The 26,969-nt window shown below is 72.4% G+C and carries 23 protein-coding genes and 4 pseudogenes; 24 read left to right on the top strand and 3 right to left on the bottom strand.

The genetic code is table 11. From position 1 onward, the window contains the following. A pseudogene (locus ACWEO5_RS04505) lies at positions 1-94 on the bottom strand (ATP/GTP-binding protein); the annotation flags it as partial. A gap of 14 nt (positions 95-108) precedes the next feature. Continuing rightward, positions 109-639, bottom strand: a pseudogene (locus ACWEO5_RS04500) (SAM-dependent methyltransferase); the annotation flags it as partial. Positions 640-746: 107 nt separating this feature from the next. Between ACWEO5_RS04500 and ACWEO5_RS04495 the strand changes: the two are divergent. The 22 genes and pseudogenes from ACWEO5_RS04495 to ACWEO5_RS04390 all read left to right on the top strand — a co-directional run bounded on the left by ACWEO5_RS04495 (position 747) and on the right by ACWEO5_RS04390 (position 20,760). After that, a complete protein-coding gene (locus ACWEO5_RS04495; RefSeq protein ID WP_452160039.1) occupies positions 747-1,958 on the top strand; it encodes a sensor histidine kinase in 1,212 nt (403 codons plus the stop codon). Between the two features lie 37 nt (positions 1,959-1,995). Then, positions 1,996-2,685, top strand: a complete 690-nt coding sequence (locus ACWEO5_RS04490; protein ID WP_344559110.1) for a response regulator transcription factor — start codon at positions 1,996-1,998, stop codon at positions 2,683-2,685. 354 nt (positions 2,686-3,039) lie between these two features. Next, the gene (locus tag ACWEO5_RS04485; RefSeq protein ID WP_452160037.1) at positions 3,040-3,954 is read left to right on the top strand and encodes a Rossmann-like and DUF2520 domain-containing protein; all 915 of its coding nucleotides are present in this window, start codon (positions 3,040-3,042) and stop codon (positions 3,952-3,954) included. Further along, the gene (panC, locus tag ACWEO5_RS04480) at positions 3,954-4,859 is read left to right on the top strand and encodes a pantoate--beta-alanine ligase (RefSeq protein ID WP_452160035.1); all 906 of its coding nucleotides are present in this window, start codon (positions 3,954-3,956) and stop codon (positions 4,857-4,859) included. Before ACWEO5_RS04485 ends, panC begins: the two co-directional genes overlap by 1 nt. Before the next feature lie 97 nt (positions 4,860-4,956). Next, positions 4,957-5,406, top strand: a complete 450-nt coding sequence (gene panD, locus ACWEO5_RS04475; protein ID WP_344559104.1) for an aspartate 1-decarboxylase — start codon at positions 4,957-4,959, stop codon at positions 5,404-5,406. Between the two features lie 16 nt (positions 5,407-5,422). Further along, positions 5,423-7,088, top strand: a pseudogene (locus ACWEO5_RS04470) (L-aspartate oxidase); the annotation flags it as partial. Continuing rightward, positions 7,073-8,044, top strand: coding sequence for a carboxylating nicotinate-nucleotide diphosphorylase (gene nadC, locus ACWEO5_RS04465; RefSeq protein ID WP_452160033.1), 972 nt, complete (start codon positions 7,073-7,075; stop codon positions 8,042-8,044). The pseudogene ACWEO5_RS04470 and the gene nadC, both read left to right, overlap by 16 nt. 23 nt (positions 8,045-8,067) lie before the next feature. Continuing rightward, complete coding sequence (locus tag ACWEO5_RS04460; protein WP_344559098.1) at positions 8,068-8,862, top strand: type III pantothenate kinase; 795 nt, start codon at positions 8,068-8,070, stop codon at positions 8,860-8,862. A 145-nt stretch (positions 8,863-9,007) separates the two neighbouring features. Then, positions 9,008-9,274: a response regulator transcription factor gene (locus ACWEO5_RS04455; protein ID WP_452160030.1), complete on the top strand. Its 267-nt coding sequence runs from the start codon at positions 9,008-9,010 to the stop codon at positions 9,272-9,274. Between the two features lie 94 nt (positions 9,275-9,368). Further along, positions 9,369-9,695 carry a hypothetical protein gene (locus ACWEO5_RS04450; protein WP_452160028.1) on the top strand — a complete coding sequence of 109 codons (327 nt, stop codon included), beginning with the start codon at positions 9,369-9,371 and terminating at the stop codon, positions 9,693-9,695. Positions 9,696-9,796: 101 nt separating this feature from the next. Further along, entirely contained in the window at positions 9,797-10,723 is a 927-nt protein-coding gene (locus ACWEO5_RS04445; RefSeq protein ID WP_452160026.1) for a hypothetical protein, read from the top strand. Then, a complete protein-coding gene (locus ACWEO5_RS04440) occupies positions 10,720-11,274 on the top strand; it encodes a hypothetical protein (RefSeq protein ID WP_452160024.1) in 555 nt (184 codons plus the stop codon). Before ACWEO5_RS04445 ends, ACWEO5_RS04440 begins: the two co-directional genes overlap by 4 nt. A gap of 11 nt (positions 11,275-11,285) precedes the next feature. Further along, positions 11,286-12,719, top strand: coding sequence for a peptidoglycan-binding protein (locus ACWEO5_RS04435; RefSeq protein WP_452160022.1), 1,434 nt, complete (start codon positions 11,286-11,288; stop codon positions 12,717-12,719). Positions 12,720-12,775: 56 nt separating this feature from the next. Further along, complete coding sequence (locus ACWEO5_RS04430) at positions 12,776-13,453, top strand: ABC transporter ATP-binding protein (protein ID WP_452160043.1); 678 nt, start codon at positions 12,776-12,778, stop codon at positions 13,451-13,453. Continuing rightward, the gene (locus tag ACWEO5_RS04425; RefSeq protein ID WP_452160020.1) at positions 13,450-14,709 is read left to right on the top strand and encodes an ABC transporter permease; all 1,260 of its coding nucleotides are present in this window, start codon (positions 13,450-13,452) and stop codon (positions 14,707-14,709) included. Before ACWEO5_RS04430 ends, ACWEO5_RS04425 begins: the two co-directional genes overlap by 4 nt. Before the next feature lie 100 nt (positions 14,710-14,809). Then, the gene (locus tag ACWEO5_RS04420; RefSeq protein WP_452160018.1) at positions 14,810-15,508 is read left to right on the top strand and encodes a hypothetical protein; all 699 of its coding nucleotides are present in this window, start codon (positions 14,810-14,812) and stop codon (positions 15,506-15,508) included. A gap of 189 nt (positions 15,509-15,697) precedes the next feature. Beyond that, the gene (locus ACWEO5_RS04415; protein ID WP_452160016.1) at positions 15,698-17,401 is read left to right on the top strand and encodes a hypothetical protein; all 1,704 of its coding nucleotides are present in this window, start codon (positions 15,698-15,700) and stop codon (positions 17,399-17,401) included. A 120-nt stretch (positions 17,402-17,521) separates the two neighbouring features. Continuing rightward, positions 17,522-19,102: pseudogene (gene lysX / locus ACWEO5_RS04410) on the top strand (bifunctional lysylphosphatidylglycerol synthetase/lysine--tRNA ligase LysX); the annotation flags it as partial. A gap of 3 nt (positions 19,103-19,105) precedes the next feature. Further along, a complete protein-coding gene (locus ACWEO5_RS04405) occupies positions 19,106-19,258 on the top strand; it encodes a hypothetical protein (RefSeq protein ID WP_344554322.1) in 153 nt (50 codons plus the stop codon). A 103-nt stretch (positions 19,259-19,361) separates the two neighbouring features. After that, positions 19,362-19,754 (top strand): BlaI/MecI/CopY family transcriptional regulator, encoded by a 393-nt coding sequence (locus ACWEO5_RS04400; RefSeq protein WP_344554323.1) that lies wholly within the window; start codon positions 19,362-19,364, stop codon positions 19,752-19,754. 11 nt (positions 19,755-19,765) lie between these two features. Further along, positions 19,766-20,293, top strand: a complete 528-nt coding sequence (locus ACWEO5_RS04395; protein ID WP_344554325.1) for an amino-acid N-acetyltransferase — start codon at positions 19,766-19,768, stop codon at positions 20,291-20,293. 104 nt (positions 20,294-20,397) lie between these two features. Then, on the top strand, positions 20,398-20,760 hold the full coding sequence (locus ACWEO5_RS04390) for a histone-like nucleoid-structuring protein Lsr2 (RefSeq protein WP_344554327.1): 363 nt from the start codon (positions 20,398-20,400) through the stop codon (positions 20,758-20,760). A 33-nt stretch (positions 20,761-20,793) separates the two neighbouring features. Here ACWEO5_RS04390 and ACWEO5_RS04385 read toward each other — a convergent pair whose 3' ends face one another. Beyond that, positions 20,794-21,225 (bottom strand): hypothetical protein, encoded by a 432-nt coding sequence (locus tag ACWEO5_RS04385; RefSeq protein ID WP_452160013.1) that lies wholly within the window; start codon positions 21,223-21,225, stop codon positions 20,794-20,796. Positions 21,226-21,690: 465 nt separating this feature from the next. Between ACWEO5_RS04385 and ACWEO5_RS04380 the strand changes: the two genes are divergently transcribed. Further along, the gene (locus tag ACWEO5_RS04380) at positions 21,691-24,210 is read left to right on the top strand and encodes an ATP-dependent Clp protease ATP-binding subunit (protein ID WP_033213778.1); all 2,520 of its coding nucleotides are present in this window, start codon (positions 21,691-21,693) and stop codon (positions 24,208-24,210) included. 370 nt (positions 24,211-24,580) lie between these two features. Further along, positions 24,581-26,929 (top strand): immune inhibitor A domain-containing protein, encoded by a 2,349-nt coding sequence (locus ACWEO5_RS04375; RefSeq protein ID WP_452160011.1) that lies wholly within the window; start codon positions 24,581-24,583, stop codon positions 26,927-26,929. The last annotated feature ends 40 nt before the right edge of the window (positions 26,930-26,969 follow it).

The raw sequence follows: 26,969 nt of genomic DNA, 5'->3' as shown, positions 1-26,969 counted from the left end.
GGTCGTCCCACATGAACCAGAAGCGGTCCTGTCCGGGGGTGCCGAACAGGTAGAGGATGAGGTCCTCGTCGAGGGTGATGCGGCCGAAGTCCATGACTCGATCCGCCGCCCGTCCGGCCACCAGCGCCCGGCCCAGGCGGCGTCCGCCGCCGCCAGCGGCCCGCCGAGCCGCTCGGTCCCGTCCGGCTCGACCTCGACGTACCGCAGCCGCCCGTCCGGGCCGGGCTCGGCGACGTCCAGCGGGACGTTGTCCAGCCACTCGTTGGCGAACAGCAGGCCCCGGACGCCGGACGGCAGGTCGGCCGACCAGTCGACCTCCGCGGGCAGGCCGGGCGGCCGGTCGGCCAGCTCCACCGCCCGCAGCCGCACCCGCCCGCGCAGCCCGGCGGGCAGCAGGTCGCGCACCGCGAGGACGAGTTCGCCGCGCCCGGCGCCGACGTCCACGAAGTCCAGCCGCTCCGGGCGGCCGAGCGCCGCGTCGACCCCCGCCAGCAGGCGGGCGACCGCGGCCGCGAACAGCGCGGAGGCGTGCACGGAGGTGCGGAAGTGCCCGGCGGGGCCCTCGGGGCGGCGGTAGAAGCCGCCGTCCGGCCGGTACAGGGCGTGTTCGATCGCGGGCCGCCACCGCATCCGTGTCATGGCGGACGACGTTACCCGGACGGGGCCGGCCTCCACCTTGGGGAGTAGCCCCGGATCGCCCTCGCGGCGGAGCAGAACGGCCCCGCGGACTCCCTAGGCTTGGAGGCGTGCATCGACTCAACGCCTGGCTCCGCCGACACCCGATGGTCGTCGACTCCGCCTGGGCGCTGCTGGTGCTGATGCTCGGCGTGCTCGCCGCGGTCGAGTCCAACGGCCTGCCGGACGCCCCGCTGCCCTCCTGGAAGCACTACACCGGCGTCGCGGTCGCCCTCGTGCTGCCCGCCCTGATGGTGGTGCGCCGCCGCTGGCCGGACGCCACCACCGCGGCGGCCGTCGCGCTCGGCCTCGGCCAGGTCGCGCTCCGCGTCGAACCCAACGTCTCCAGCATCGCCTACCTGGTGTTCGGCTACACCGGCGCCGCGTTCGGCCGCGCCTGGACGTCCAGGCTGGCGCTGGCCGCCAGCCTGGCCGCCGGGCCGCTGACGCTGTGGCGGCTGGCGCCCTCGGAGCAGCACCAGAGCGGCTACCTGACGGTGTTCATGGCCGTCCTGATGACCACCCCGTTCGTGCTCTGCTGGGCCTGGGGCCGGCTGACCCGGGTCCGCCGCGCCTACCTGGTCGAGCTGGAGGACCGGGCCGCCCGGCTGGAGCGCGAACGCGACGCCAAGGCCCAGGTCGCGGTCGCCGCCGAGCGCGCCCGGATCGCCCGCGAGCTGCACGACGTGGTCGCGCACAACGTCTCGGTGATGATCGTCCAGGCCGACGGCGCCGCCTACGTGCTGGACGCCTCCCCGCAGCAGGCCAAGGAGGCGCTGGGCACCATCGCCTCCACCGGCCGGCAGGCGCTCGCCGAGATGCGCCGCCTGCTGGGCGTGCTGCGCACCGCCGACACCGCCGGCGAGTACGTGCCGCAGCCCGGCGTCGAGGAGCTGCCCGACCTGCTGGAGCAGGTCCGCAGGGCCGGCCTCCAGGTCGACTACCGCGCCACCGGCGAGGTCCGCGAACTGCCCCGCGGCCTGGAGCTGACGGTCTACCGGATCGTCCAGGAGGCCCTCACCAACGTCCGCAAGCACGGCGGCCCCGACGCGCGCGCCAGGGTCGCCGTCGACTTCCGGGACGGCGACCTCGAAGTCCTGATCGAGGACGACGGCCGCGGCTCCACCCGCGAACAGCTCTCCGGCGGCACCGACGGACTCGGCCACGGCCTGATCGGCATGCGCGAACGCGTCGGCATGGTCAGCGGCAGCCTGGACGTCGGCCCCCGGCCCGGCGGCGGCTTCCGGATCCGGGCCGTCCTCCCCCTCAAGGCGTCCAGATGAACGAAGCCAGATGAACGAAGAAGGAGACCCGACCCGCATGCCGATCCGCGTGATGCTCGTCGACGACCAGGAACTGCTGCGCACCGGGTTCCGGATGGTCCTGCAGTCGCAGGGCGACATCGAGATCGCCGCCGAGGCGGGCGACGGCCAGCAGGCCGTCGACGTGCTGCGCACCGCCGAGGTCGACGTGATCCTGATGGACGTCCGGATGCCCAGGCTCGACGGCGTCCAGGCCACCCGCCGGATCTGCCTCGACGACCACGGCGCCCCGGTCGAGGGCGCCCCCCGGGTCCTCATCCTCACCACCTTCGACCTGGACGAGTACGCCTTCGCCGCGCTCAAGGCCGGCGCCTCCGGCTTCCTGCTCAAGGACGTCCCGCCCACCGAACTGGTCGCCGCGATCCGCTCGGTGCACGGCGGCGACGCGGTGGTCGCCCCGACCACCACCCGCCGCATGATCGACCGCTTCGCCGAGGTCCTCCCCACCCCCGCCAGCACCCCCGGCTCCGCCGTCCTCGCCCCGCTCACCGAACGCGAGCGCGAGGTCTTCCTGCTGGTCGCCCAGGGCCTCTCCAACGGCGAGATCGCCGCCCGCCTGGTCCTCTCCGAAGCCACCGTCAAGACCCACGTCGGCCGCATCCTCGCCAAGCTCTCCCTCCGCGACCGCGTCCAGGCCGTCGTCCTCGCCTACGAGAACGGGCTCGTCCGGGCCGGCGAGACCCCCTGACGGGGGCCCGCTCCCCCGCCCCGCCCACCCACCCGTGCGCCTCCCGCCCAGGTGCGCCCGCGCTCCCACCCGCTCCCAACACTCGCCCACGCCTCCGCCCACGCGGGCTGCCGACACCCCAACCCCTCACCCCTCACCCCGCCAGGGGCGCGAGGAACTGCGCGCCCAGCCCCCCGCCCCGCCGCACCTGCCCATCCGCCCCCGGCACCCACCCACACCTCCGCGGGCCGTCGACACTCCCCCGTCCCCTCCTCCGCCCACGCGGGCCGTCGGCGCACGGGTGGGTGGGCGGCCCGGAAACCCCCGTACCATTGACCGGTACGTCTGGTACCCCTAGAGGACTGGAACGGAAGAGTGCTGCCCGACTTCGGAGACCCCTCCGACCCCGGTAACCGCCCCGCCCGGCTCGCCGTCGGCGTTCTCGGTGCGGGCCGCGTCGGCCCCGCCCTGGGCGCCGCCCTGCAGCTCGCGGGCCACCGCGTGGTCGCCGCGTCCGGCGTCTCCGCCGCGTCCCGCCGCCGCGCCGAGGCCCTGCTGCCCGGCGTCCGGCTGGTGACGCCGCCGCAGGTGATGGCGGCGGCGGACCTGGTGCTGCTGACCGTCCCGGACGACGTCCTGCCCGACCTGGTGCAGGGCCTGGCGACGACCGGTGCCGTCCGCCCGGGCCAGCTCCTGGTGCACACCTCGGGCGCGCACGGCGTGGCCGTGCTGGAGCCCGCCACCCGCGTCGGCGCGCTGCCGCTCGCGCTGCACCCGGCGATGACCTTCACCGGCACCTCGGTGGACGTGGCCCGGCTGGCCGGCTGCCCGTTCGGGGTGACCGCCCCGGAGGAGCTGCGCCCGGTCGCCGAGGCCCTGGTGGTGGAGATGGGCGGCGAGCCGTCCTGGATCCCCGAGGAGGTCCGGCCGCTCTACCACACGGCGCTCGCGCACGGCTCGAACCACCTGGTCACGCTGGTCGCGCAGGCGATGGAGCTGCTGCGCACGGCCGGCGTGCAGGAGCCGGGCCAGATGCTCGGCCCGCTGCTGGGCGCGGCCCTGGACAACGCCCTGCGCTCGGGCGACCTGGCACTGACCGGCCCGGTGGCCCGCGGTGACGTCGGGACGGTGCGCAAGCACCTGGACCGACTCGCTACGGTGACCCCGGACATCGGCCGGGCGTACCGGGCGATGGCGAGGGCGACCGCGCAACGCGCGGTGGCCAACGGCACGTTGAAGCCGGAACCGGCGGCGGCGCTGCTGGACGTACTGAACGAGGAGAGTCACTGATGGCACGCGACAGGCGCCCGGCGAAGGCCCCGAAGGCGGCGAAGGTCCGCAAGGCGGTGCTGACCCGCACCGTGGAGGAGTTCGAGGCCGCGTTCTGGCCGGACGAGCAGCCGGTGGACAACGCCGTGGTGATGACCATGGGCGCGCTGCACGGGGGCCACGCGGCGCTGGTGCGCGAGGCCCGCCGCCAGGTCGGCCAGGACGGCCGGGTGGCCGTGACGGTCTTCGTGAACCCGCTGCAGTTCGGCGCCGGCGAGGACCTGGACCGCTACCCGCGCTCGCTGGAGGCGGACGTCGCGCTCGCCGAGGAGATGGGCGCGGACGTGGTGTTCGCCCCGTCCGTGGACGAGATGTACCCGAACGGCGAACCGCTGGTCCGGCTCTCCGCGGGCCCGATGGGCGAGGGCTTCGAGGGCGCCTCCCGCCCGGGGCACTTCGACGGGATGCTGACCGTCGTCGCCAAGCTGCTGCACATCACCGACCCGGACTTCGCGGTGTTCGGCGAGAAGGACGCCCAGCAGCTGGCGATCATCCGCCGGATGGTCGCCGACCTGGACTTCGACGTGGAGGTCGTCGGCGTCCCGACCGTCCGCGAGGAGGACGGCCTGGCGCTGTCCTCCCGCAACCGCTTCCTCTCCGAGGACGAGCGCACCCGGGCGCTCGCCCTCTCCCGCGCCCTGTTCGCCGGCCGGGACGCCGGCGCGCAGGGCCCCGAGGCCGTCCGCGCGGCGGCCGCCGCCGTGCTGGAGGGCGCGGACGGCGTCTCCCCCGACTACCTGGCCCTGATCGATCCGCTGTCCTTCACCGAGGCGCCGGACGACTTCCAGGGCGAGGCGGTGCTCGCCGTCGCGGCCCGGGTCGGCTCGACCCGGCTGATCGACAACGTGAGCGTCATCGTCCGCTAGCCCGGACACCCCGGGGCGGTCGGCCTCCCGAGGTCCCGCCCGCCCCGTCCACCACCGGTACGCACCACCAGGCATGCACTCACAGGAGGCGTGACCCATGTTCCGCACCATGCTCAAGTCCAAGATCCACCGTGCCACCGTCACCCAGGCCGACCTGCACTACGTGGGCTCGGTGACGGTCGACGAGGACCTGCTCGACGCCGCGGACCTGCTCCCCGGCGAGCTGGTCCACATCGTCGACATCAACAACGGCGCCCGGCTGGAGACCTACACCATCGCCGGCCCGCGCGGCTCCGGCGTCATAGGCATCAACGGCGCCGCCGCCCGCCTGGTCCACCCCGGCGACCTGGTGATCCTGATCGCCTACGGGCAGATGGACACCGCCGAGGCCAAGGCGTACCTGCCGAAGGTGGTCTTCGTCGACGAGCGCAACCGGATCACCGGCCTCGGCGGCGACCCCGCGGACGCCCCCGAGGGCAGCGGACTGCTGCGCGGCGACGCCGCGTACGGTGGTCCGAACGACGCGGCCGACGCCGTCGCGCGCTGAAGGAGCAGCTGAACCCATGCCGTACCGCCTGACCGCCCCCGCCCCCGGCTGGACCACGATCACCGACGTGGTCGTGATCGGCTCCGGCGTGGCCGGGCTCACCGTCGCGCTCAACGCCCGCAAGGCCGGCCTGCGGGCCATGGTGGTCACCAAGGCGGTGCTGGACGACGGCTCCACCCGCTGGGCCCAGGGCGGCATCGCCGCCGCCCTGGGCGAGGGCGACACCCCCGAGCAGCACCTGCAGGACACCCTGGTCGCGGGCGCCGGCCTGTGCGACGAGGAGGCGGTGCGCACCCTGGTCACCGAGGGCCCGGACGCGGTGCGCCGGCTGATCGAGGCGGGCGCCGAGTTCGACCTCGACGAGGACGGCGAGATCGTGCTGACCCGCGAGGGCGGCCACCACCGCCGCCGGATCGCGCACGCGGGCGGCGACGCCACCGGCGCCGAGATCGAGCGCGCCCTGGTCGCCGCGATCGAGGCCGACCCGGGCCTCGAACTGATCGAGCACGCCCTGGTGCTGGACCTGCTGACCGACGCCGACGGCCACGCCTCCGGCGTCACCCTGCACGTGATGGGCGAGGGCCAGCGCGACGGCGTCGGCGCGATCCTGGCCCGCGCCGTGGTGCTGGCCACCGGCGGCATGGGCCAGGTCTTCGAGGCGACCAGCAACCCGGCGGTCTCCACCGGCGACGGCGTCGCGCTCGCCCTGCGGGCCGGCGCCGAGGTCACCGACCTGGAGTTCGTCCAGTTCCACCCGACCGTGCTCTGGCTCGGCCCGGACGCCAAGGGCCAGCAGCCGCTGGTGTCCGAGGCGGTCCGCGGCGAGGGCGCCCACCTGGTCGACGCGGACGGGGTGCGCTTCATGGTCGGCCAGCACGAACTGGCCGAGCTCGCCCCGCGCGACATCGTCGCCAAGGGGATCGTCCGCCGGATGCACGCCAAGGGCACCCGGCACATGTACCTGGACGGGCGGCACTTCGGCGCCGCGATGTGGGAGCACCGCTTCCCCACCATCCTGGCCGCCTGCCGGGCCAACGGCATCGACCCGGTCACCGAGCCGATCCCGGTCGCCCCGGCCGCCCACCACGCCTCCGGCGGCGTCCGCACCGACCTGCACGGCCGCACCACCGTCCCGGGCCTGTACGCCTGCGGCGAGGTGGCCTGCACCGGCGTGCACGGCGCCAACCGGCTGGCCTCCAACTCGCTGCTGGAGGGCCTGGTCTTCGCCGAGCGGATCGCCGCCGACCTGGCCGCGCTGAACGCCGCCGGCCGGCTCCCGGCCCGCACCGTCACCACCGACGCGGCCCGCGCCGCGACGCCCGTCCCGCTGCTGCCCGCCGCGGCCCGCGGCGAGATCCAGCGCCTGATGTCCACCGGCGCGGGCGTGATCCGCTCCGCGGACTCGCTGGCCGCCACCGCCAAGGGCCTGGCCGCGCTGGCCGACGGCGCCGACCCGTCCGTGGAGACCTGGGAGGCCACCAACCTGCACCAGGTCGCCACCGCGCTCACCACCTCCGCCACCCTGCGCGAGGAGACCCGCGGCTGCCACTGGCGCGAGGACTTCCCCGACCGCGACGACGCCCACTGGCAGCGCCACGTGGTCCACCCGCTCGCCGACTGACGCCCCCCTCCCCGCCCACCCCGCCGAAACTGGAGCCCACCCACCATGTCCCACTCCGAACTCCCCCTCCTGTCCTCCGAGTCCGGCGGTTGCGGCGACGGCTGCGCGTGCGGCGAGGGCGAGGAGTACGAGACCGGTCTCGACCCGGCGCTCGCCGCGCTGCTGGAGGACGCCGGGCTGGACCCGGTCGAGGTCGAGGACGTGGCGATGATGGCCCTGTCCGAGGACCTGGCCGGCGGCGAGGACGTCACCTCGGTGGCGACCGTCCCGGCCGAGGCCGTCGCGACCGCCGACTTCACCGCCCGCCAGGCAGGCGTGGTGGCCGGCCTGCGGGTCGCGGAGGCCGTCGTCTCGCTGGTCTGCGAGGAGGAGTTCGAGGTCGAGCGGCACGTCGAGGACGGCGAGCTCGTCGCCCCCGGCCAGGTGCTGCTCTCGGTCCGCAGCCGCACCCGGGACCTGCTCACCGCCGAGCGCTCCGCGCTGAACCTGCTCTGCCACCTGTCCGGCATCGCGACCGCGACCCGGGCCTGGGCGGACGCCCTGGAGGGCACCGGCGCGGTGGTCCGCGACACCCGCAAGACCACCCCGGGCCTGCGCGCGCTGGAGAAGTTCGCGGTGCGGGCCGGCGGCGGCGCCAACCACCGGATGGCGCTCTCCGACGCCGCGCTGGTGAAGGACAACCACGTGGTCGCGGCGGGCGGCGTCGCCGAGGCGTTCACCGCCGTCCGGGAGGCGTTCCCGGAGCTGCCGATCGAGGTCGAGGTGGACACCGTCGAGCAGATCACCCCCGTCCTGGAGGCCGGCGCGGACCTGATCCTGCTGGACAACTTCTCCACCGAGCAGCTGCGCGAGGCGGTCGCCCTGGTCGCGGGCCGGGCGAAGCTGGAGGCTTCCGGCGGCCTGACCCTGGCCACCGCGCGCGAGGTCGCGGAGACTGGTGTCGACTACCTGGCCGTCGGTGCCCTGACGCACTCCGCACCGATCCTCGACATCGGCCTGGACCTCCGCAGCTCCTGACCCTTCGAAGCAGAAAGCGCCCCATGCTCCTCACCATCGACGTCGGCAACACCCAGACCACGCTCGGCCTGTTCGACGGCGAGGAGATCGTCGAGCACTGGCGGATCTCCACCGACCCGCGCCGCACGGCGGACGAACTCGCGGTGCTGCTCCAGGGGTTGATGGGCGCCCACCCGATCGTCTCGGCGGACGACCGGGTGGCCGGCCTGGCGATCTGCTCCTCCGTCCCGGCGGTGCTGCACGAGCTGCGCGAGGTGACCCGCCGCTACTACGGGGACGTCCCGGCGGTGATCGTGGAGCCGGGCGTGAAGACCGGCGTCCACGTGCTGATGGACAACCCGAAGGAGGTCGGCGCGGACCGGATCGTCAACGCGCTGGCCGCCAACCACCTGTACGGCGGCCCGTGCATCGTGGTCGACTTCGGCACCGCCACCACCTTCGACGCGATCAACGCGCGCGGCGACTACGTGGGCGGCGCGATCGCCCCCGGCATCGAGATCTCGGTCGAGGCGCTGGGCGCCCGCGGCGCCCAGCTCCGCAAGATCGAGCTGGCCCGCCCGCGCAACGTGATCGGCAAGAACACCGTCGAGGGCATGCAGTCGGGCATCCTGTACGGCTTCGCCGGGCAGGTCGACGGCCTGGTCAACCGGATGGCCAAGGAGCTCGCCAAGGACCCGAACGACGTCCAGGTGATCGCCACCGGCGGCCTGGCCCCGCTGGTCCTGGGCGAGGCCGACTCGATCGACGTGCACGAGCCCTGGCTGACCCTGATCGGCCTGCGGCTGATCTTCGAGCGCAACCGCCCGGCCACCGCCTGACCGCCGCCCGGAAAGGCGCGCACCGCGCCCCTCCACCCGCCGCCTTAAACAATGGCAAAGCCGTGCGTACCCCTCCTGTCGCCGTGCGATACTCGCCGGAGTCGGTCACGCACCGCCGTTCGGCGGCGGGTCGAGGGGGGAACTCGTGGAGCGCGGCATTCAATTGACGCATGGTCACCTGTCCGGATTGCGGGACGCTTCGCACCGGATAAGGCAGCTCAGCGAGCGTCGGCGGGAGGTTCTCGCCCTGATCGGACAAGATCTTTCAAATCAGGAGATCGCCCGGGTCCTGCACATCGAGGAAAGAACCGTAAAAGCCCACACCGCCGCCCTTTTCGATCAACTCGGTCTCGATTCCCGGGTCAAACTGGCGCAAGTCGCCCTATTGAACGGAATCCAGGACTGTACCTGAGGACACTGTCCGCCCCAGGGGCCCTCTGCTGGAATGGCGTCATCCCACCGGGATGCACCAACTTCCCTACCAGCAACAGGAGATGGGTCTCATCATGTTGAACTCCCGTACCGGACGCATCGCTTCCGTCGCGGCCGCCGTGCTGGCCACGGTGGCCCTCGGCGCCGGCACGGCCAACGCCGTGTTCTACAGCGACTACACCACCGCCGCCAACATCCGCAGCACCCCTTACACCAGCGGCACGATCTACGGCGTGGGCTACCCCGGCCACGGCACCAACGACTGGTGCTGGACCCTGGGCACCAGCGTGAACGGCCTGGCCGCCTGGGACGACAGCACCGACCGGGCCACCGGCGTCCGGGGCTACGTCTCGGAGAACTACATCGCCAACGCGTACACGGGCCAGACCACTCACTGCTGATCACCGCCGCGTAGCCGCGCGCCCTTTTTCGCCCCACTGCAATTGGGGCGAAAAAGGGCGCGCGGCCCGAGCCTATCCGGCCCCCAACCCGAGGAACAGTCTTGAGGTCCTTCCGCCGCACTGCTCTGGTCTCCGTCGTCGCGGGTCTCGCCCTGCTCACCGGCTGCTCCTCGTCCGGGAAGTCCGGCGCCCCCGGGAGCGGAGGCGGAGCCGCAGCCCCCGCCGCACCGCCGTCGCTGAGCAGCACGCCGACGCCCACCACGCTGGCCGAGACCCAGGTCCTGCCGCTGGCCGCCTTCGCCAGCACTCCGCAGGAGTCCAACACCCTGGCCAAGGCCACGGGACTGCTGACCCAGGACTGCATGAAGCGACTCGGCTTCGCCGCCTGGAAGCCGACCGTCAACGACATGACCGCCCGGACCGTCAGCATGCCGACCCCGTACGGCTTCCTCGACGCGGACCAGGCCGCCCGCTTCGGCTTCCACAGCCCGGACACCGGGGACGGCGTGAAGAAGTCCACCGGCAAGCTCGACCCGGCCGAGTTCACCGCGCTGAGCGGCCAGGCCTCGCTCGACAGCACCCAGCAGGCGGGCGGCAACGTCCCGCCGGGCGGCTGCTCCGGCGAGGCGGACCGGAAGCTGCGCGGCGACAAGCCCGTCCCCACCTCCAACGTGTACGGCGACCTGACGGGCCAGTCCGACAACCGCACCAAGTCGGACGGCCGGGTGGTCGCCGCGATCGCCCAGTGGGCCGACTGCATGAAGCAGCGGGGCTACGCCTACAGCAACCCGGAGAGCCTGTCGACCGAGTCCTGGGGCCCGACCCCGACGCCGCGGGAGATCGAGACGGCCAAGGCCGATGTCGCCTGCACCAAGCAGACGAACCTGTCCGGCATCGCCTTCGGCGTGCAGAGTGCCATCCAGCAGCAGCTGATCACCCAGCACGGCAACGACTTGAAGGCGTACCGGGCGGCCGTGCAGGACCAGCTCGACAAGGCCGCCGCCGTCCTGCGGGAGCACGGGCAGTGAGGGCGGCCCGTCGGTGGGCCGTCCTGGCACTGGCGCTCGCCGCGCTGCCGGCCGTTGCCGGCTGCGGCGGCCCGGCCGCCGGTCGGCCGAGCGCCGACGTCACCGGCCCGTACGGCGAACCGCTGATCACCGTGCCCGGCGACGTCCGCACCGCCTACCTGGCCTACTGGGACGACTGGCAGCAGGTGGCGCGCGCCGCGGACCTGCGGGCCGCCCCGCTGGCCGCGCACGCGGGCGAGCCCAACCTGTCGGTCCTGGGCGCCTCGGTGGAGCAGTTGCGCACCACCGGACAGCGGATGCACGGCGAGGTGCGGCACCGGCTGATCGGCATGCGGGTGCTGGGCGACTACTACCAGTTGTACGACTGCGTCGACCTGGACGGCTGGGTGATCGTCGACGCGGCCGGCGCCCCGGTCGACCAGGTGGGCCACCGGCCGGAGCAGCTCAGCGTGATGACGGTCCGCCGGCAGGACGGGACGTGGAAGGTCACGGACATCCAGCAGCCGCTGCCCTGTCCGACGGCCGCCGACCGGTCGGCCGCTCCGGAATGAGCGGGAAGCAGGTGGAACAGGTGGAGCAGGTGGAGCAGGACGGGACCGCCGGGGCGACCGGATCCGGGGCGAAGCGCCGTCGGCGGCTGATCGTCGCGGTGGCGCTGGTTGCCGCACTGATCGCGGGCGGCGGCTTGTGGGCGTCGACCCTGGTGCGCTCGCCGGAACAGGCCGCCGCGGACGCCGCCCCGCCGCCCGCGAGCGTCCTGACCGCCCCGGTGGTGCAGCGGGTGCTGTCCAACACCACCGTGCTGCGCGGCGTGTTCCAGGCCGGCCAGTCCTTCCCGGTGCAGCCGGCCACGGTGTCCGCGAGCAGCGGCGGGCCCGGCGGCGGCACCCCGGTGGTGACGGCGCTGAAGGCGCGGGCCGGGGACGAGGTGCGGCAGGCCGAGGTCCTGGCCGAGGTGTCGGGGCGGCCGGTGTTCGTGCTGCCGGGCGACGTCCCGGTCTACCGCGACCTGGCACCCGGCGAATCCGGCAGCGACGTCGCCCAGCTGCAGAACGCGCTGAAGGCGCTCGGCTACTCGTCCGGCGGCGACGCCCGGGGGTCCTTCGGCGCGGGCACCAAGGCGGCGGTGACCAAGCTGTACCAGCACCTGGGCTACCCGGTGCCGAACACCGGCGAACAGACCGCGGCGGCCGTCCGGACCGCCCAGCAGGCGGTGGACCAGGCCAAGCAGACGCTCCAGGGCCTGGAACACCCCGGCCCCACCGCGACGACCGACGGGAAACCGGCCTCCCCCGCGGCCGACGGCTCCGCCCAGTTGGCCCGGGCCCGCGCCGATCTGGCCGACAGGCAGAGGGAACTGACCCAGGCACAGGCCAAGGACGGCCCGCAGGTCCCGGCCTCCGAGCTGCTCTTCCTGCCCTCGCTGCCGGCCCGGGTGTCCGGTGTGGGGGCGAAGGTCGGCGACAAGGTGACCGCTCCGGTGCTCACGCTGACCGCGGGCGGCCTCACCCTGACCGGCCACCTGCTGCCCGGGGACGCGCCGCTGGTGAAGGCGGGGATGAAGGTCACCGTGCTGTCCGAGACCAGCGGGCTCCAACTGTCCGCGACCGTCGGCTCGGTCGGCACCCTGGTCACCCCCGGCTCCGGCCAGGCCGGCGGTGCGAGCGCCCCCGCCCAGCAGCCGGCCGCCCCGGCCGGCGACCCGTACGTGCCGGTCACCGTCACCCCGGACCAGCCCTGGGACCCGGCGCTGGAGGGCCAGGACGTGAGGATCACCGTCGTCGCCGCGTCCACCCAGGGTGAGGTGCTCGCGGTCCCCGCCTCGGCGGTCAGCTCGGGGGTGGACGGCCGGACCTCGGTGACCGTGCTGGAGCCGGGCGGCGCACGCCGCACCGTCGAGGTGGCGACGGGCGTGGTGGCCGACAACTTCGTCGAGGTCCGGCCCGCTACCGGGGCCGCGCTGAACCCCGGCGACCAGGTCGTGGTGGGCAAGTGACGGAGGACCGGACCGCGGACGACGGCAGGTCGGGAGCCGACGTGCCGGTGATCCGGATGCGCGGCGTCTCCCGGACCTTCCCCGGCCCGCCCCCGGTGACCGCGCTGCACCCCTCCGACCTGGAGGTGCGGCGCGGCGAGTACACCGCCGTGGTTGGCCCCTCCGGCTCCGGCAAGTCGACCTTCCTGAACCTGCTCGGCCTGCTCGACCGTCCCAGCGGGGGCAGTTACGAACTGGACGGCATCGACACCGGCGCGCTCTCCGAGGCGCACCGCACGGCGCTGCGCGGCCGCCGGATCGGCTTCGTCTTCCAGTCCTTCCACCTGCTGCCGTTCCGTACCGCCATGGAGAACGTGATGCTCGCCCAGCTCTACAACGACTCACCGCGCTCGGGCCGGGCCGCGGCCGCCCGGGAGGTACTGGAGCAGGTCGGTCTCGGCCACCGGCTCGACGCGCTGCCGTCCCGGATGTCCGGCGGCGAGCGGCAGCGGGTCGCGGTGGCCCGGGCGCTGGTCAACCGCCCCTCGCTGCTGCTGTGCGACGAACCGACCGGCAACCTGGACTCCTCCACCGCGGTCCGGGTGATGGAACTGTTCGAGGAGTTGCACGCGGACGGGCTGACCCTGCTGGTGATCACCCACGACCGCGAGGTCGCCGGGCGGGCCGAGCGGACCGTCACCATCCGGGACGGCCGGATCAACTCCTCCGGCCCGACCGCGGCGAGCGGGTCGTGAGGGCCCGCCGCCGCCCGGTCGACCTGCCCTCGTCCCGGCTGCGGCCGGCCGACCTGTTCGGCGAGGCGCTGTCCGGAATGATCCAGCGCCCCGGCCGCTCGGTGCTCACCCTGCTCGGCACGGTACTCGGCGTCGGCGCGTTCGTCGCCGTGCTGGGGCTGACCTCCAGCGCCACCGGGCAGATCGGCAAGCGCTTCTCCGCCCTGGACAACACCACCGTCACCCTGGTCGGGTCGGGCCCGGAGACCAGTGCGCCGAACGGCCAACGGCGCGCTGCCCTCGACTTCCCCGCCGACGCCGACACCCGGGTGGCCCGGCTGAACGGCGCCGAAGCGGCCGGCGTGTACTGGGCCGCACCACTGACCGACCCGACCGTCTCCGGCTCCCCGGCGCCGGGCACCGGCGCGGGCGCCGGCCTGGGCGTACTGGCGCTCTCCCCCGGGGCGTTCGACGCGATGCAGGTCCGGGTGGCCACCGGCACCGTCTACAACACCTTCCACAGCGACCGGAAGCTGCGGGTCGCGGTGCTCGGTTCGGCCGCTGCCGCCCGGCTCGGCATCAGCAGACTGGACGCCCACCCGGCGGTGTTCGTCAACGGCGTCGGCTTCACCGTGGTCGGCGTCCTGGAAGGCACCGAGCGCCTCCCCGAGAGCATGCTGGACGTGATGGTCCCGGCCACCACCGCGCAGTCCCTGTGGGGCAACCCGCTGCCGGGGGAGAACGGCCGGGCCCGGATGGTGATCCGCACCCGCACCGGCGCGGCCGACCTGGTGGCCGCCCAGGCTCCGACCGCGCTGCGCCCGGAGAACCCGGGCCTGTTCGGCGCGCTGGCCCCGCCCGACCCGCACGACCTGCGCGACTCCGTCTCCACCGACCTGACCGGCCTGTTCCTGCTGCTGGCCGCGATCTGCCTGGTGATCGGCGCGGTCGGGATCGCCAACACCACCCTGGTCGCGGTGCTGGAGCGGACCGGCGAGATCGGCCTGCGCCGCGCCCTGGGCGCCCGGCCCCGGCACGTCGCCGCCCAGTTCCTCACCGAGTCCACCGTCCTGGGCACCCTGGGCGGGCTGGTCGGCACCGCGATCGGCGTGGCGGTGGTGGTCGGCGTCGCCCTGGCCCGGGACTGGACCGCGGTCCTGCAGCCTTGGACGGTCCTGTCCGCCCCGCTGGCGGGCAGCCTGGTCGGCCTGCTGGCGGGCCTGTACCCGGCGCTGCGGGCCGCGCTGGTGGAGCCGGTCGAGGCGCTGCGCCGCTGACCCGACCGCCCCGGCGCCAGATGCACCATCTCATAGGCCAATCGGGACAAACACGTCATCAATCGCCATAAGTCGGACGTATGCCACGTAGTGTCGACCCATGCCAACGCCACACGGATCGCGCGGCGGCATGGCCTTCAGCGCCGACGAAGTCCGGGTGCTGCGCCGTGTCCTCGCCCAAGCCCTCTACCCGGCCGCCCCCGACCGGCTCCCGGTACCGGCCGCGGCCGGCGAACTGTGGGCCGAGGACGTCCAGGACGCGCTCCGGCTGACCGAGTCCATCGACGAGGCGGTCCAGGAGGGCGGGCGGCTGCGCGCCTTCATGCTCACCGACCTGACCCGCTACCGCGCCGCCCTGCCCGGCAGCGCCGGGGGCTACCTGGACCGTCTGGAGGAGGCCGTCACCGACGGCTACCTGCCCACCGCCGAGGACCTGTCGGCGCTGCGCTCGCTGTCCCGCCAGCCGTGCGGACCGAACGAGCAGTCCCGCCGCTCCCGCCTCGCCGGGCGCTGCCACGCGCTCGCCGAGGCCGAGGTCCGCGAGCGGCTCTCCCTGGGTTCCGGCCAGCGCCACCTCGCGGCGGTGCCGAGCCCGGCGTCCGAACCCCAGCCCGCCACCCCCGTTGGAGGACGGTTCCCGATGAGCGACCAGCAGCCCCCGCACCCGGCCGACCGCCCCCGGCCCCGCCGGATGCCGACCCCCGCCGAACTCTTCGGCCGCCGCTCCCGCCCGACCCCCCACCAGGACCCGCCGGACGACGGGGAGCGCCCCGAACTCGCCACCGGCACCGACGGCTGACCCGCCGTCACCAGGCGGGCCCCCTCCCTCCGGAGGGGGCCCGCCTGCTTTGCCAACATTTCGGTAAAGATCCGATCTGATACGAACCTCCCTGCCCTGAAGTGTCCGGTTCGAGCACCTCCGATGGCCGGATCCGCCCCCTAGGGTCGTCCCGCACACACCGTGCACACGGAACCCTTTGGGGGGAACATGCGCACCTCGCGCTCCCGTTCGCTCGGGCTGGCCACCACCCTGGCCGCACTCGCCCTGGGCGGCGCCGTCGCCCCGGCCGCCCACGCGGCCGACAGCACGCTGAAGATCGAGGCCCCCGACGCCGTCGCGGTCGACCCGCACTCCAGCGCCCCGGACCACAGCAGCGACTCGACCCGGATCCACCTGGACCTGGCGCTCTCCGCCCACCCGGCGCCCGCCACGGGCCGGATCAGCGTCGACCTGGCCCCGCTGGAGGGCATCGCCACGGTCGCCAGCCTGGACAGCCGCTGCCAGACCGCCAACCAGGTGCTGACCTGCGACGCGCTGACGATGTACGACGGCAAGCAGGGCCTGGACCTCTACCTGTACGCCCCCGCCGGTACCCCGCGCGCCGTGGGCAGCACCGCCGTCCTGCGCACCAGCGCGGTGTTCGACGGCGCGACCGCCTCCGCCGACACCAAGGTGACCCTCGGCGGCAGCAACGTGGTGGTCGACGACGTCCCGGCCGCCGAGGGCCTCAAGCCCGGCGACGTCTGGAAGCCGCTGATCAAGATCACCAACAAGGGCCAGCTGCCCGCCTCCCAGCTCTACCTCACCTTCATCGGCGGGATGGAGTTCTCCTTCCAGTCGCAGTTCTCCAACTGCCAGTACGCCACCAGCGAGAACGGCGTCGACGCGGCGATCTGCACCCTCCCCGCGAAGGTGGAGGCCGGCAAGACCGTGACGCTGACCCCGATCGGCTTCAAGGTCGACGCCGACGCGTACTACCCGTACGAAGACGTCCACGTGACCACGACCGCGCCGGACCTGACCGGGTGGATGAGCCAGTTCCACTTCACCCCAGGCCCGGCCTCCGCTCCCCCGCTGGTCGCCTTCGACGCGCCGCAGAGCAGCGGCCCCAACGGGGTGGTCGACTTCGAGCGCGACAACGGCATCTCGCTGAGGGCGACCGTCCCCAACACCGCGGACTTCGTCGCCACCGGCAGCTGGGCCCCCGAGGCGGGCAAGAAGCAGGGCAAGCTGACCGCCGGCCTGGTCAACAACGGCCCGGCGTCGATCGACTGGCGCAGCGGCAGCCACCCGGCCAAGGTCCGGGTGGAACTGCCCGCGCAGGCCAAGGTGCTGCAGAAGCCCGACAACTGCTACCCGACCCTCCAGGGCGCCCCGACCAACAGCTTCACCTGTGACACCTCGGCCTACATCAAGAACGGCTACCGGGCCTCCTTCGACTTCACCGTCGAGGCCGACCCGGCCGCGAAGCTCTCCGCCGTGGTGAGCCTCCCGTCGATCGGCGAGGACGGCCAGGAGAGCGGCAAGCCCTGGGACCCGAACAAGGCGAACGACGTGGTGACCGTCGCCCTCGGCGGCGAGGCGTCCACCGGCACGCCGTCCCCGCAGCCGAGCGGGTCGACCGGCACCGGGCCCGGCTCCACCCCGTCCGACTCCGCTTCGCCCGCCCCGGGCACCTCGTCGGCCGCGCCGTCGGCGAGCACCAGCCCGAGCGCCGGCGCCACCACCGGCACCGGCACCGGCATCGGCACCGGCACGACCGGCGGCAGCACCGGCGGCACCGGCAACCTGGCCTCCACCGGCGGCGGCCAGGGCAGCGGCACCCTGCTCGGCCTGGGCGTCGGCGCCATCGCGCTCGGCACCGGCGTGGTCGCCGTCACCCGCCGCCGCAAGGCCGGCGCGCAGCAGTGACCTCCCCGGCTCCCCGGGCCGCCCGCACGGGCGGCCCGGGGAACCGGCACGTCCGCGGCCGCCCGGATATCCCGTGGCGGAGCAGGCCGTGAGCCTGGCTACCCTGGTGGGGTGAGCGATCAGAGCACTCTCCCCGCGACCGACGACCTTCCCGAGCAGATGCGCGTCCGGCGCGAGAAGCTGGACCGGCTCCGGGCGGCCGGCATCGACCCGTACCCGGTCGGTTTCCCCCGCACCACCACCATCGCGGACCTCCGCGCCAAGCACCCCGACCTGGCCCCGGACACCGCCACCGGCGAGCGGGTCGGCATCACCGGCCGGGTGGTCCTGGCCCGCACCGGCGGCAAGCTCTGCTTCGCCACCCTGCGCGACGGCTCCGGCGACCTCCAGGTGATGCTGTCCCTGGACAAGCTGGGCGCCGAGCGGCTGGCCGCCTGGAAGGGCGACATCGACCTCGGCGACCAGGTCGGCGTCGAGGGCGAGGTGATCACCTCCAAGCGCGGCGAGCTCAGCGTGATGGTCGACCGCTGGGAGCTCACCGCGAAGTGCCTGCGCCCGCTGCCCGACAAGCACAAGGGCCTGAACGACCCGGAGGCCCGGGTCCGCCAGCGGTACGTGGACCTGATCGTCAACCCCGAGGCGCGCGAGATGCTGCAGCTGCGCACCAAGGTGATCCGCTCGATCCGCCGCACCTACGAGGACCGCGGCTACCTGGAGGTCGAGACCCCGATGCTGCAGCCGATCCACGGCGGCGCCAACGCCCGCCCGTTCGTCACGCACATCAACGCGTACGACATCGACCTGTACCTGCGCATCGCCACCGAGCTCTACCTCAAGCGCCTGGTGGTCGGCGGCGCCGAGAAGGTCTTCGAGATCAACCGGAACTTCCGCAACGAGGGCGCCGACGCCACCCACAACCCGGAGTTCACCGCCCTGGAGTCGTACGAGGCGTACGGCGACTACGACACCCAGGCCGAGCTGATCCGGGAGATCGTCGTCAACGCCGCCCGGGACGCGCTGGGCACCACCGTGGTCAAGGGCGTCGGGCCGGACGGCACCGAGCACGAGATCGACCTGGCCGAGCCCTGGCAGGAGGTCTCGGTCTACCCGGGCATCTCCGCCCGCCTGGGCACCGAGGTCACCCCCGCCACCTCGGTCGAGGAGCTGCGGGCGCTGGCCAAGGAGCACGACCTGGACCAGTACCTGGACCCGAAGTGGGACCACGGCCAGATCGTCCTGGAGCTGATCGAGCGCCTGCTGGAGCACCACGCGATCAAGCCGACCTTCATCAAGGACTACCCGACCTCGGTCTCCCCGCTGACCCGCCAGCACCGCTCGATCGAGGGCGTCGCCGAGAAGTGGGACCTGGTGATCTTCGGCACCGAGCTGGGCACCGCCTACTCCGAGCTGATCGACCCGGTCGAGCAGCGCGCCCGGCTCACCGCGCAGTCCCTGCTGGCGGCCGGCGGCGACGTCGAGGCGATGCAGGTGGACGAGGACTTCCTGCGCGCCCTGGAGTACGCGATGCCGCCCACCGGCGGCCTCGGCCTGGGCGTGGACCGCCTGATCATGCTGCTCACCGGCAAGAACATCCGCGAAACGGTGCTCTTCCCCCTCGTGAAGCCCGAAAAGGCCGCGAAGAGCGACGCCAGGAACGAAAAGGCCGCCGACGCGGCCGAGTCCGACACGACCGAGGAGTAACCGATGGAGTACGTCAGCGCGATCGTCCCGCCGCTGGTGATGGCGATCGGTTTCGCCTTCCTGGTGCGGGCCATCATCCGCAGCCAGGGCGGCGCCCAGAAGTCGAAGGAGGACGCGGTGGCCGAGGCCATGGCGTCGCGTTCCCCCGCCGAATAGCGGTATCCCGCCCGGCGCGCCGCTCCCCCCTCCGGGGAACGGCGCGCCGGGCGTTTGCCGTTTGCCGCCATTTGTCCGCATCGGTCCTATCCTTGGCGGCACTATGGTGCGGCAACTCGGAGAACTTGAGAACGACATCATGACCCGGGTGTGGCAGTGGAACCGCCCCGTCACCGTCCGGGAGGTTCTGCAGGATCTGCGGTCGGAACGCGAAATCGCGTACACCACCGTGATGACGGTGCTGGACAAGCTCTATCGAAAGGGCTGGGTGCGCCGGGAGCGCACCGGCCGCGCATACCGATATGAGCCGGTCTCCTCCCGGGAGGCGTACACCGCGGCACTGATGAACGACGCCTGGGCGACGAGCGACAATCCGGCCGCCGCCCTGGTGCACTTCTTCGGGATGATGTCGCCGGAACAGCGCGAGTGGCTGCGCGACGCGCTGCGGGTGGCGGGCGTCGACACCGAGGAGACCCCACCGCCCGCGGCACGATAACGTTCCCCGGCATGGAGGTCACCATCCGCCGTGCGCGGACCACCGACGTGCGGGCCATCCGCCGGCTCATCGACACCTACTCCCGCAACGGCATTCTGCTCGACAAGCCGACCGTCACCCTGTTCGAATCCGTCCAGGAGTTCTGGGTCGCCGAACGCGACCAGGACGGCCGGGTGGTGGCCTGCGGCGCCCTCCACGTGATGTGGGAGGACCTCGCCGAGGTGCGCACCCTGGCGGTGGACCCGGTCTGCAAGGGGCTCGGTATCGGGCACCAGCTGCTCGACAAGCTGCTGGAGACCGCGCGCTGGCTCGGCGTCCGTCGGATTTTCTGCCTGACGTTCGAGGTTCCGTTCTTCTCGAAACACGGCTTCGTCGAGATCGGCGAAAACGACGATCGTACGGCAGACCCGGCGGCCGTGGCCACGGAAGTCTATGAAGAACTCCTCCGCTCGTACGACGAAGGCGTCGCCGAGTTCCTCGACCTGGAGCGGGTGAAGCCGAACACGCTGGGCAACTCGCGGATGCTGCTGCACCTGTGAGACATGCCCACGGACGCGACCTGCGACACAGGGGTTTGTGTTTTCCGGTGAAAGACGCTTTCCTTTCTCTAGGCAATGGATCGTTATCGCGGAAAGGGAAGCCCGTGGCACAGAGGGTTCAGGTGATTCTGGAAGACGATCTCGACGGCGGATCCGCGGACGAGACGGTGACGTTCGCCCTGGACGGCGTGGCCTACGAGATCGACCTGAAGAGCGACAACGCGGACAAGCTCCGCGGCCTGCTCGCCCCGTACGTCGAGAAGGGCCGCAAGCAGAGCGGCCGGCTGACCGCCCCCCGCCGCGGCGGCAGCGGTGGCGGCCGGAGCGCCGGGCGGGCCGCCGCGGCGGGCCAGGCCGACACCGCCAAGATCCGCACCTGGGCGAAGGAGAACGGCCACCCGGTCAACGACCGCGGCCGCGTCCCGAGCAACGTGCGCGAGGCGTACGAGCGGGCCCACGCCTCCTGACCGAGCGGGGCGGGAACGGGGCCCGAGCGGCCCTCAGCGGGCGGGCGGCAGGCCCAGCCGCTCCCGCGCGCAGGCGTCCGCCAGGGCGTCCAGCAGGCAGAGCAGGCCGGGCGAGCGCAGGTCGAGGGCGGGGCGTCCGGTCCCGGCCCGCAGCCACCGCGCGGTCCGCGGTCCGGGCACCCGGGGGTCTCCCGGGTGCGCCGCACGGGCCTCGATGGGCAGCCGCAGCTCCGGGCCCCAGCCGAGCCAGCCGAGCAGTTCGGGCACCGGCTCGGCGGTTCCGGGGGCGAGCAGGAAGACGGCCAGGCCGGCCTCCCGCAGCACCGGCCCGGTGCCGTGCCCGAGCCGCTCCAGGCGGCCCAGGGCGGCCCGCCCCGGCCCCAGCGGCACGGTCACCCGGTCCGATCCGCGCCAGACCGGGACGGCGGGCGGTGCGGCCGGGACGGCGGGCGGCGGACGGGTCACGACCTGTGCAACGCTGGAGGGGCCGGGCGGTCACGCGGCCGCCACCGGTACGGCGGTACGCCACCCGCGACCGACCTGACGGCCCGTCACCCCCGGGGCCGGGTCGGCGGACTTCTCGCCAGGCGAACAAGCACCCCGCGGAAACCGCGCGAAACCCGCCGGATTACCGGGTATGAATGCTGGTGGACGGGGTCGCACGAGCCCGGACGCAGCACGCCGCGGGCCGGTGGACCGGTTCCACCGAACCGTGTTCGCCGTTGGCGTAGCGGGATCCGGTGCATCGGGCCCGCCGCTGGGAACACCGTCTCCCAGCATCAGGTTGGGAAAGGTGTCGGCTGGTCGCGCAGCATGTTGCTCCCGCTCCGTGGGAGTTCCGTAGCCGCGCTGCTGAGCGGGACTAGCATGCGGAAGGACAGGGCGGGGACGGCCCCCGAACTGACCGACCGCTCTGAGGAGCGATTAACGATGTTCGAGAGGTTCACCGACCGCGCGCGGCGGGTTGTCGTCCTGGCACAGGAAGAAGCCCGGATGCTCAACCACAACTACATCGGCACCGAGCACATCCTCCTGGGCCTGATCCACGAGGGCGAGGGTGTCGCCGCAAAGGCGCTGGAGAGCCTCGGCATCTCGCTTGAGGCGGTCCGCCAGCAGGTGGAGGAGATCATCGGCCAGGGCCAGCAGGCCCCGTCCGGCCACATCCCCTTCACCCCCCGGGCGAAGAAGGTCCTGGAGCTGTCGCTCCGCGAGGCCCTCCAGCTCGGCCACAACTACATCGGCACCGAGCACATCCTGCTCGGCCTGATCCGCGAGGGCGAGGGCGTCGCCGCCCAGGTCCTGGTGAAGCTCGGCGCCGACCTCAACCGGGTGCGCCAGCAGGTGATCCAGCTGCTGTCGGGCTACCAGACCGGCAGCGGCAAGGAGTCCGCCACCGCCGGCGGCCCGGCCGAGGGCACCCCCTCCACCTCCCTGGTGCTCGACCAGTTCGGCCGCAACCTGACGCAGGCCGCCCGCGAGGCCAAGCTCGACCCGGTGATCGGGCGCGAGAAGGAGATCGAGCGGGTCATGCAGGTGCTGTCCCGCCGCACCAAGAACAACCCGGTGCTGATCGGCGAGCCCGGCGTCGGCAAGACCGCCGTCGTCGAGGGCCTGGCCCAGGCGATCGTCAAGGGCGAGGTCCCGGAGACGCTGAAGGACAAGCAGCTCTACACCCTCGACCTCGGCGCCCTGGTGGCCGGTTCGCGCTACCGCGGTGACTTCGAGGAGCGCCTGAAGAAGGTGCTCAAGGAGATCCGCACCCGCGGCGACATCATCCTGTTCATCGACGAGCTGCACACCCTGGTCGGCGCGGGCGCCGCCGAGGGCGCGATCGACGCCGCCTCCATCCTTAAGCCGATGCTGGCCCGCGGCGAGCTGCAGACGATCGGCGCCACCACGCTGGACGAGTACCGCAAGCACCTGGAGAAGGACGCCGCGCTGGAGCGCCGCTTCCAGCCGATCCAGGTCGCCGAGCCCTCGCTCCCGCACACCATCGAGATCCTCAAGGGCCTGCGCGACCGGTACGAGGCGCACCACCGCGTCTCGATCACCGACGCCGCCCTGGTCGCCGCCGCCACCCTGGCCGACCGGTACATCTCGGACCGCTTCCTGCCGGACAAGGCGATCGACCTGATCGACGAGGCCGGTTCCCGGATGCGCATCCGCCGGATGACCGCGCCGCCGGACCTGCGCGAGTTCGACGAGAAGATCGCCGAGGTGCGCCGGGAGAAGGAGTCCGCGATCGACGCGCAGGACTTCGAGAAGGCCGCGTCGCTGCGCGACAACGAGAAGCAGCTGCTCCAGGCGAAGGCCAAGCGGGAGAAGGAGTGGAAGGCCGGCGACATGGACGTCGTGGCCGAGGTGGACGAGGAGCTCATCGCCGAGGTCCTGGCCACCGCCACCGGCATCCCGGTCTTCAAGCTGACCGAGGAGGAGTCCTCGCGCCTGCTGCGCATGGAGGACGAGCTGCACAAGCGGGTCATCGGCCAGGAGGACGCCATCAAGGCGCTCTCCCAGGCGATCCGCCGCACCCGGGCCGGCCTCAAGGACCCGAAGCGCCCCGGCGGCTCGTTCATCTTCGCCGGCCCGTCCGGCGTCGGTAAGACCGAGCTGTCCAAGACCCTGGCGGAGTTCCTGTTCGGGGACGAGGACGCGCTGATCGCGCTCGACATGTCCGAGTTCTCGGAGAAGCACACCGTCTCCCGGCTGTTCGGCTCCCCGCCCGGGTACGTGGGCTACGAGGAGGGCGGCCAGCTCACCGAGAAGGTGCGCCGCAAGCCGTTCTCCGTCGTCCTCTTCGACGAGGTCGAGAAGGCCCACCCGGACATCTTCAACTCGCTGCTGCAGATCCTGGAGGACGGTCGCCTGACCGACTCCCAGGGCCGGGTCGTGGACTTCAAGAACACGGTCATCATCATGACCACCAACCTCGGCACCCGGGACATCTCCAAGGGCTTCAACCTGGGCTTCGCGGCCACGGGTGACGTCCAGGCCGGCTACGAGCGGATGAAGGCGAAGGTCGGCGAGGAGCTCAAGCAGCACTTCCGCCCCGAGTTCCTCAACCGCGTCGACGACATCGTGGTCTTCCACCAGCTGTCCGAGGCGAACATCATCGAGATCGTCGACCTGATGATCGCCCGGGTCGACCAGCGGATGAAGGACCGGGACATGGGCATCGAGCTCAGCCCGGAGGCCAAGAGCCTGCTGGCCAAGCGCGGCTACGACCCGATCCTGGGCGCGCGTCCGCTGCGCCGCACGATCCAGCGGGAGATCGAGGACCACCTGTCCGAGAAGATCCTGTTCGGTGAGCTGCGGTCGGGCCACATCGTGGTCGTCGGCGTGGAGGGCGAGGGCAAGGAAGCCAAGTTCACCTTCCGCGGCGAGGAGAAGTCCCCGGTGGCGGACACTCCGGCGGCGGTCTCGGCGGCCGGTCCGGATCTGACGAAGTAATAGCGGCACAAAGCGTTTCGCAAGCCTCCGCCCCCGACCTGGCCAGGTCGGGGGCGGAGGCTTTTTCGCGTCCGGCTTTTCAGTTGAAAAACTGTTTAGGTTTCCGTGTGCTGTGAATGCGGGGCCGCGGGGCCGCCGAACGGGTGCGACACGGCGCGGTGCGGGCACGATCGACCCTTGCCGGGCAGGATGCGCAGGTAGATTGACGGATCGTCAGTCGATACGAGTTGCGGGAGCATAGCGGCGTGGCCATGCCATGGTCAAGGTCTTTCTTTTTTACCGGACCTTGGGTCAAATGTCGTCCACCTGTCTTGCATTGGTTCACCGGTCCGGCCACCAGCCCCACCGGTAAGGGGAGGACGTCACCACGTTGAAAATAACCAAGAGGGCTGTCGCGGCTTCCGCCGCCGTCGCGGTGACCGCCGCACTGGGCGCCGGACTGCTCCCGGGCACGGCGACCGCCGCCCCGGCGACCACGACGATCACTGACCCGGCCGACGTCATCCAGAACGACAGCGTCCCGCGCGAACTGCAGAGCCCGCTCGCCGCCAAGCAGCAGGCCGAGCAGACCGCCGCGGTGGAGCAGCTGGTCAACGGCACCGCCAAGGTCGAGAAGCACGGCAACGGCTCCTCGATCAAGCTCGGCCGCGACAAGTACGTCGAGCTCTCCCGCGAGCGCACCGACAAGATCTTCACGATCCTCGTCGACTTCGGCGACCAGGTGGACAACACCACCACGACCGCCGACGGCAAGGTCAAGTACGGCGGCACCCCGGGCCCGGCGCGCAACCAGATCGCCGCCCCGGACCGCAAGAACGACAACTCGACGGCCTGGCAGGCGGACTACAACCAGGCGCACTACCAGGACATCTACTTCGCGAAGGACAAGCCTTCGCTGAAGACGTACTACGAGCGCCAGTCCTCCGGCCGGTACTCGGTCGACGGCCTGGTCACCGACTGGGTGCGGGTGCCGTGGAACGAGGCCCGCTACGGCTCGGACTACTGCGGCCAGCACGTCTGCGCCAACGCGCAGGACCTGATCCGCGACGGCATCAACGCCTGGGTCGCCGACCAGAAGGCCAAGGGCCGCACCGACGCCCAGATCAAGGCCGACCTGGCGCAGTACGACCAGTGGGACCGCTACGACTACGACGGCGACGGCAACTTCAACGAGCCGGACGGCTACCTGGACCACTTCCAGATCGTCCACGCCGGCGAGGACCAGTCGGCCGGCGGCGGCGTCCAGGGCACCGACGCGCTGTGGGCGCACCGCTCCTACGTGTACGCCAACCAGGCCGGCAAGACCGGCCCGGACGACAACAAGCTCGGCGGCACCCAGATCGGCGCCACCGGCCTGTGGGTCGGCGACTACACCATGCAGCCGGAGAACGGCGGCCTGGGCGTGTTCGCCCACGAGTACGGCCACGACCTCGGCCTGCCGGACCTGTACGACACCACCGGCACCCCCGGCGTCGACAACTCGGTCGGCTTCTGGTCGCTGATGTCCTCCGGCTCCTGGCTGGGCGAGGGCAAGAACGAGATCGGCGACATGCCGAACGACCTGGACGTCTGGTCGAAGCTCAAGCTGGGCTGGCTGAACTACGACACCGCCAAGGCGGGCCAGACCTCGCTGTCGCTGCTCGGCCCGGTCGAGTACAACACCAAGCGCAAGCAGGGCCTGGTCGTCGACCTGCCGGCCAAGACCGTCACCACCGAGATCAACACCCCGTTCGAGGGTGGCAACGAGTGGTGGAGCGGCAGCGCCGACGACCTGAACGTCACGCTGACCCGTGACCTCGACCTGACCGGCAAGAGCTCGGCCACGCTGACCGCGAAGGCCTGGTACGAGCTGGAGACGGACTACGACTACGCGTACGCCGAGGTCTCCACCGACGGCGGCAAGAACTGGACCGCGCTGGCCGGCACCTTCAACGGCGCCGCGCTGCCGGACAGTGCCATCAACGGCAGCACGAACGGCGCGTGGGGCGACCTGTCCTTCCCGCTGGACGCGTACGCCGGGCAGGCCGTCAAGATCCGCTTCCGCAACACCACCGACGGCGGCGTCCACTACAAGGGCCTGGCCCTGGACAACATCGCGGTGACCGCGAACGGCGCGGCCCTGTTCACCGACGGCGCCGAGAACGGCGACAACGGCTGGACCGCCGCGGGCTTCTCCCGGATCTCCGGCAAGTTCGCCAAGGACTACGACCAGCACTACCTGGTCGAGAACCGCCAGTACGTCTCGTACGACACCACGCTGAAGACCGGCCCGTACAACTTCGGCTCGGCCGCGCGTCCGGACTGGGTGGAGCACTACGCCAACCAGAACGGCGTCCTGATCTGGCTGTGGGACTCCTCGCAGTCCGACAACAACGTGGCCAACCACCCGGGCCAGGGCCTGATCCTGCCGGTCGACGCCCACCCGGCGCCGATCAAGTGGAACGACGGCACGCTGATGCGTCCGCGCTTCCAGTCGTACGACGCGACCTTCGGCTCCGAGCGCACCGACGGCCTGAGCCTGCACAAGGCCGACGCGCTCACCAAGATCCCGAGCTCGCGCGGGGTGACGGTCTTCAACGACCACACCACCAAGTACTGGTTCAGCGAGAACCCGTACAGCGGCGTGCAGGTCCCGGACACCCGCACCCAGATCGAGGTGCTGTGGCAGTCGCACAACGACCTGGAAGCCATGATCAAGGTCTCTCCCGTCCGGAAGTGACGCCTGATCGGTAGCACGGCAGGGCCCCGGCGGTTTCCGA

The organism is Kitasatospora sp. NPDC004272 (genome assembly GCF_053603035.1).
Note: the sequence above shows the minus strand (reverse complement) of the source record. Positions and strands in the feature narration are given on the sequence as shown.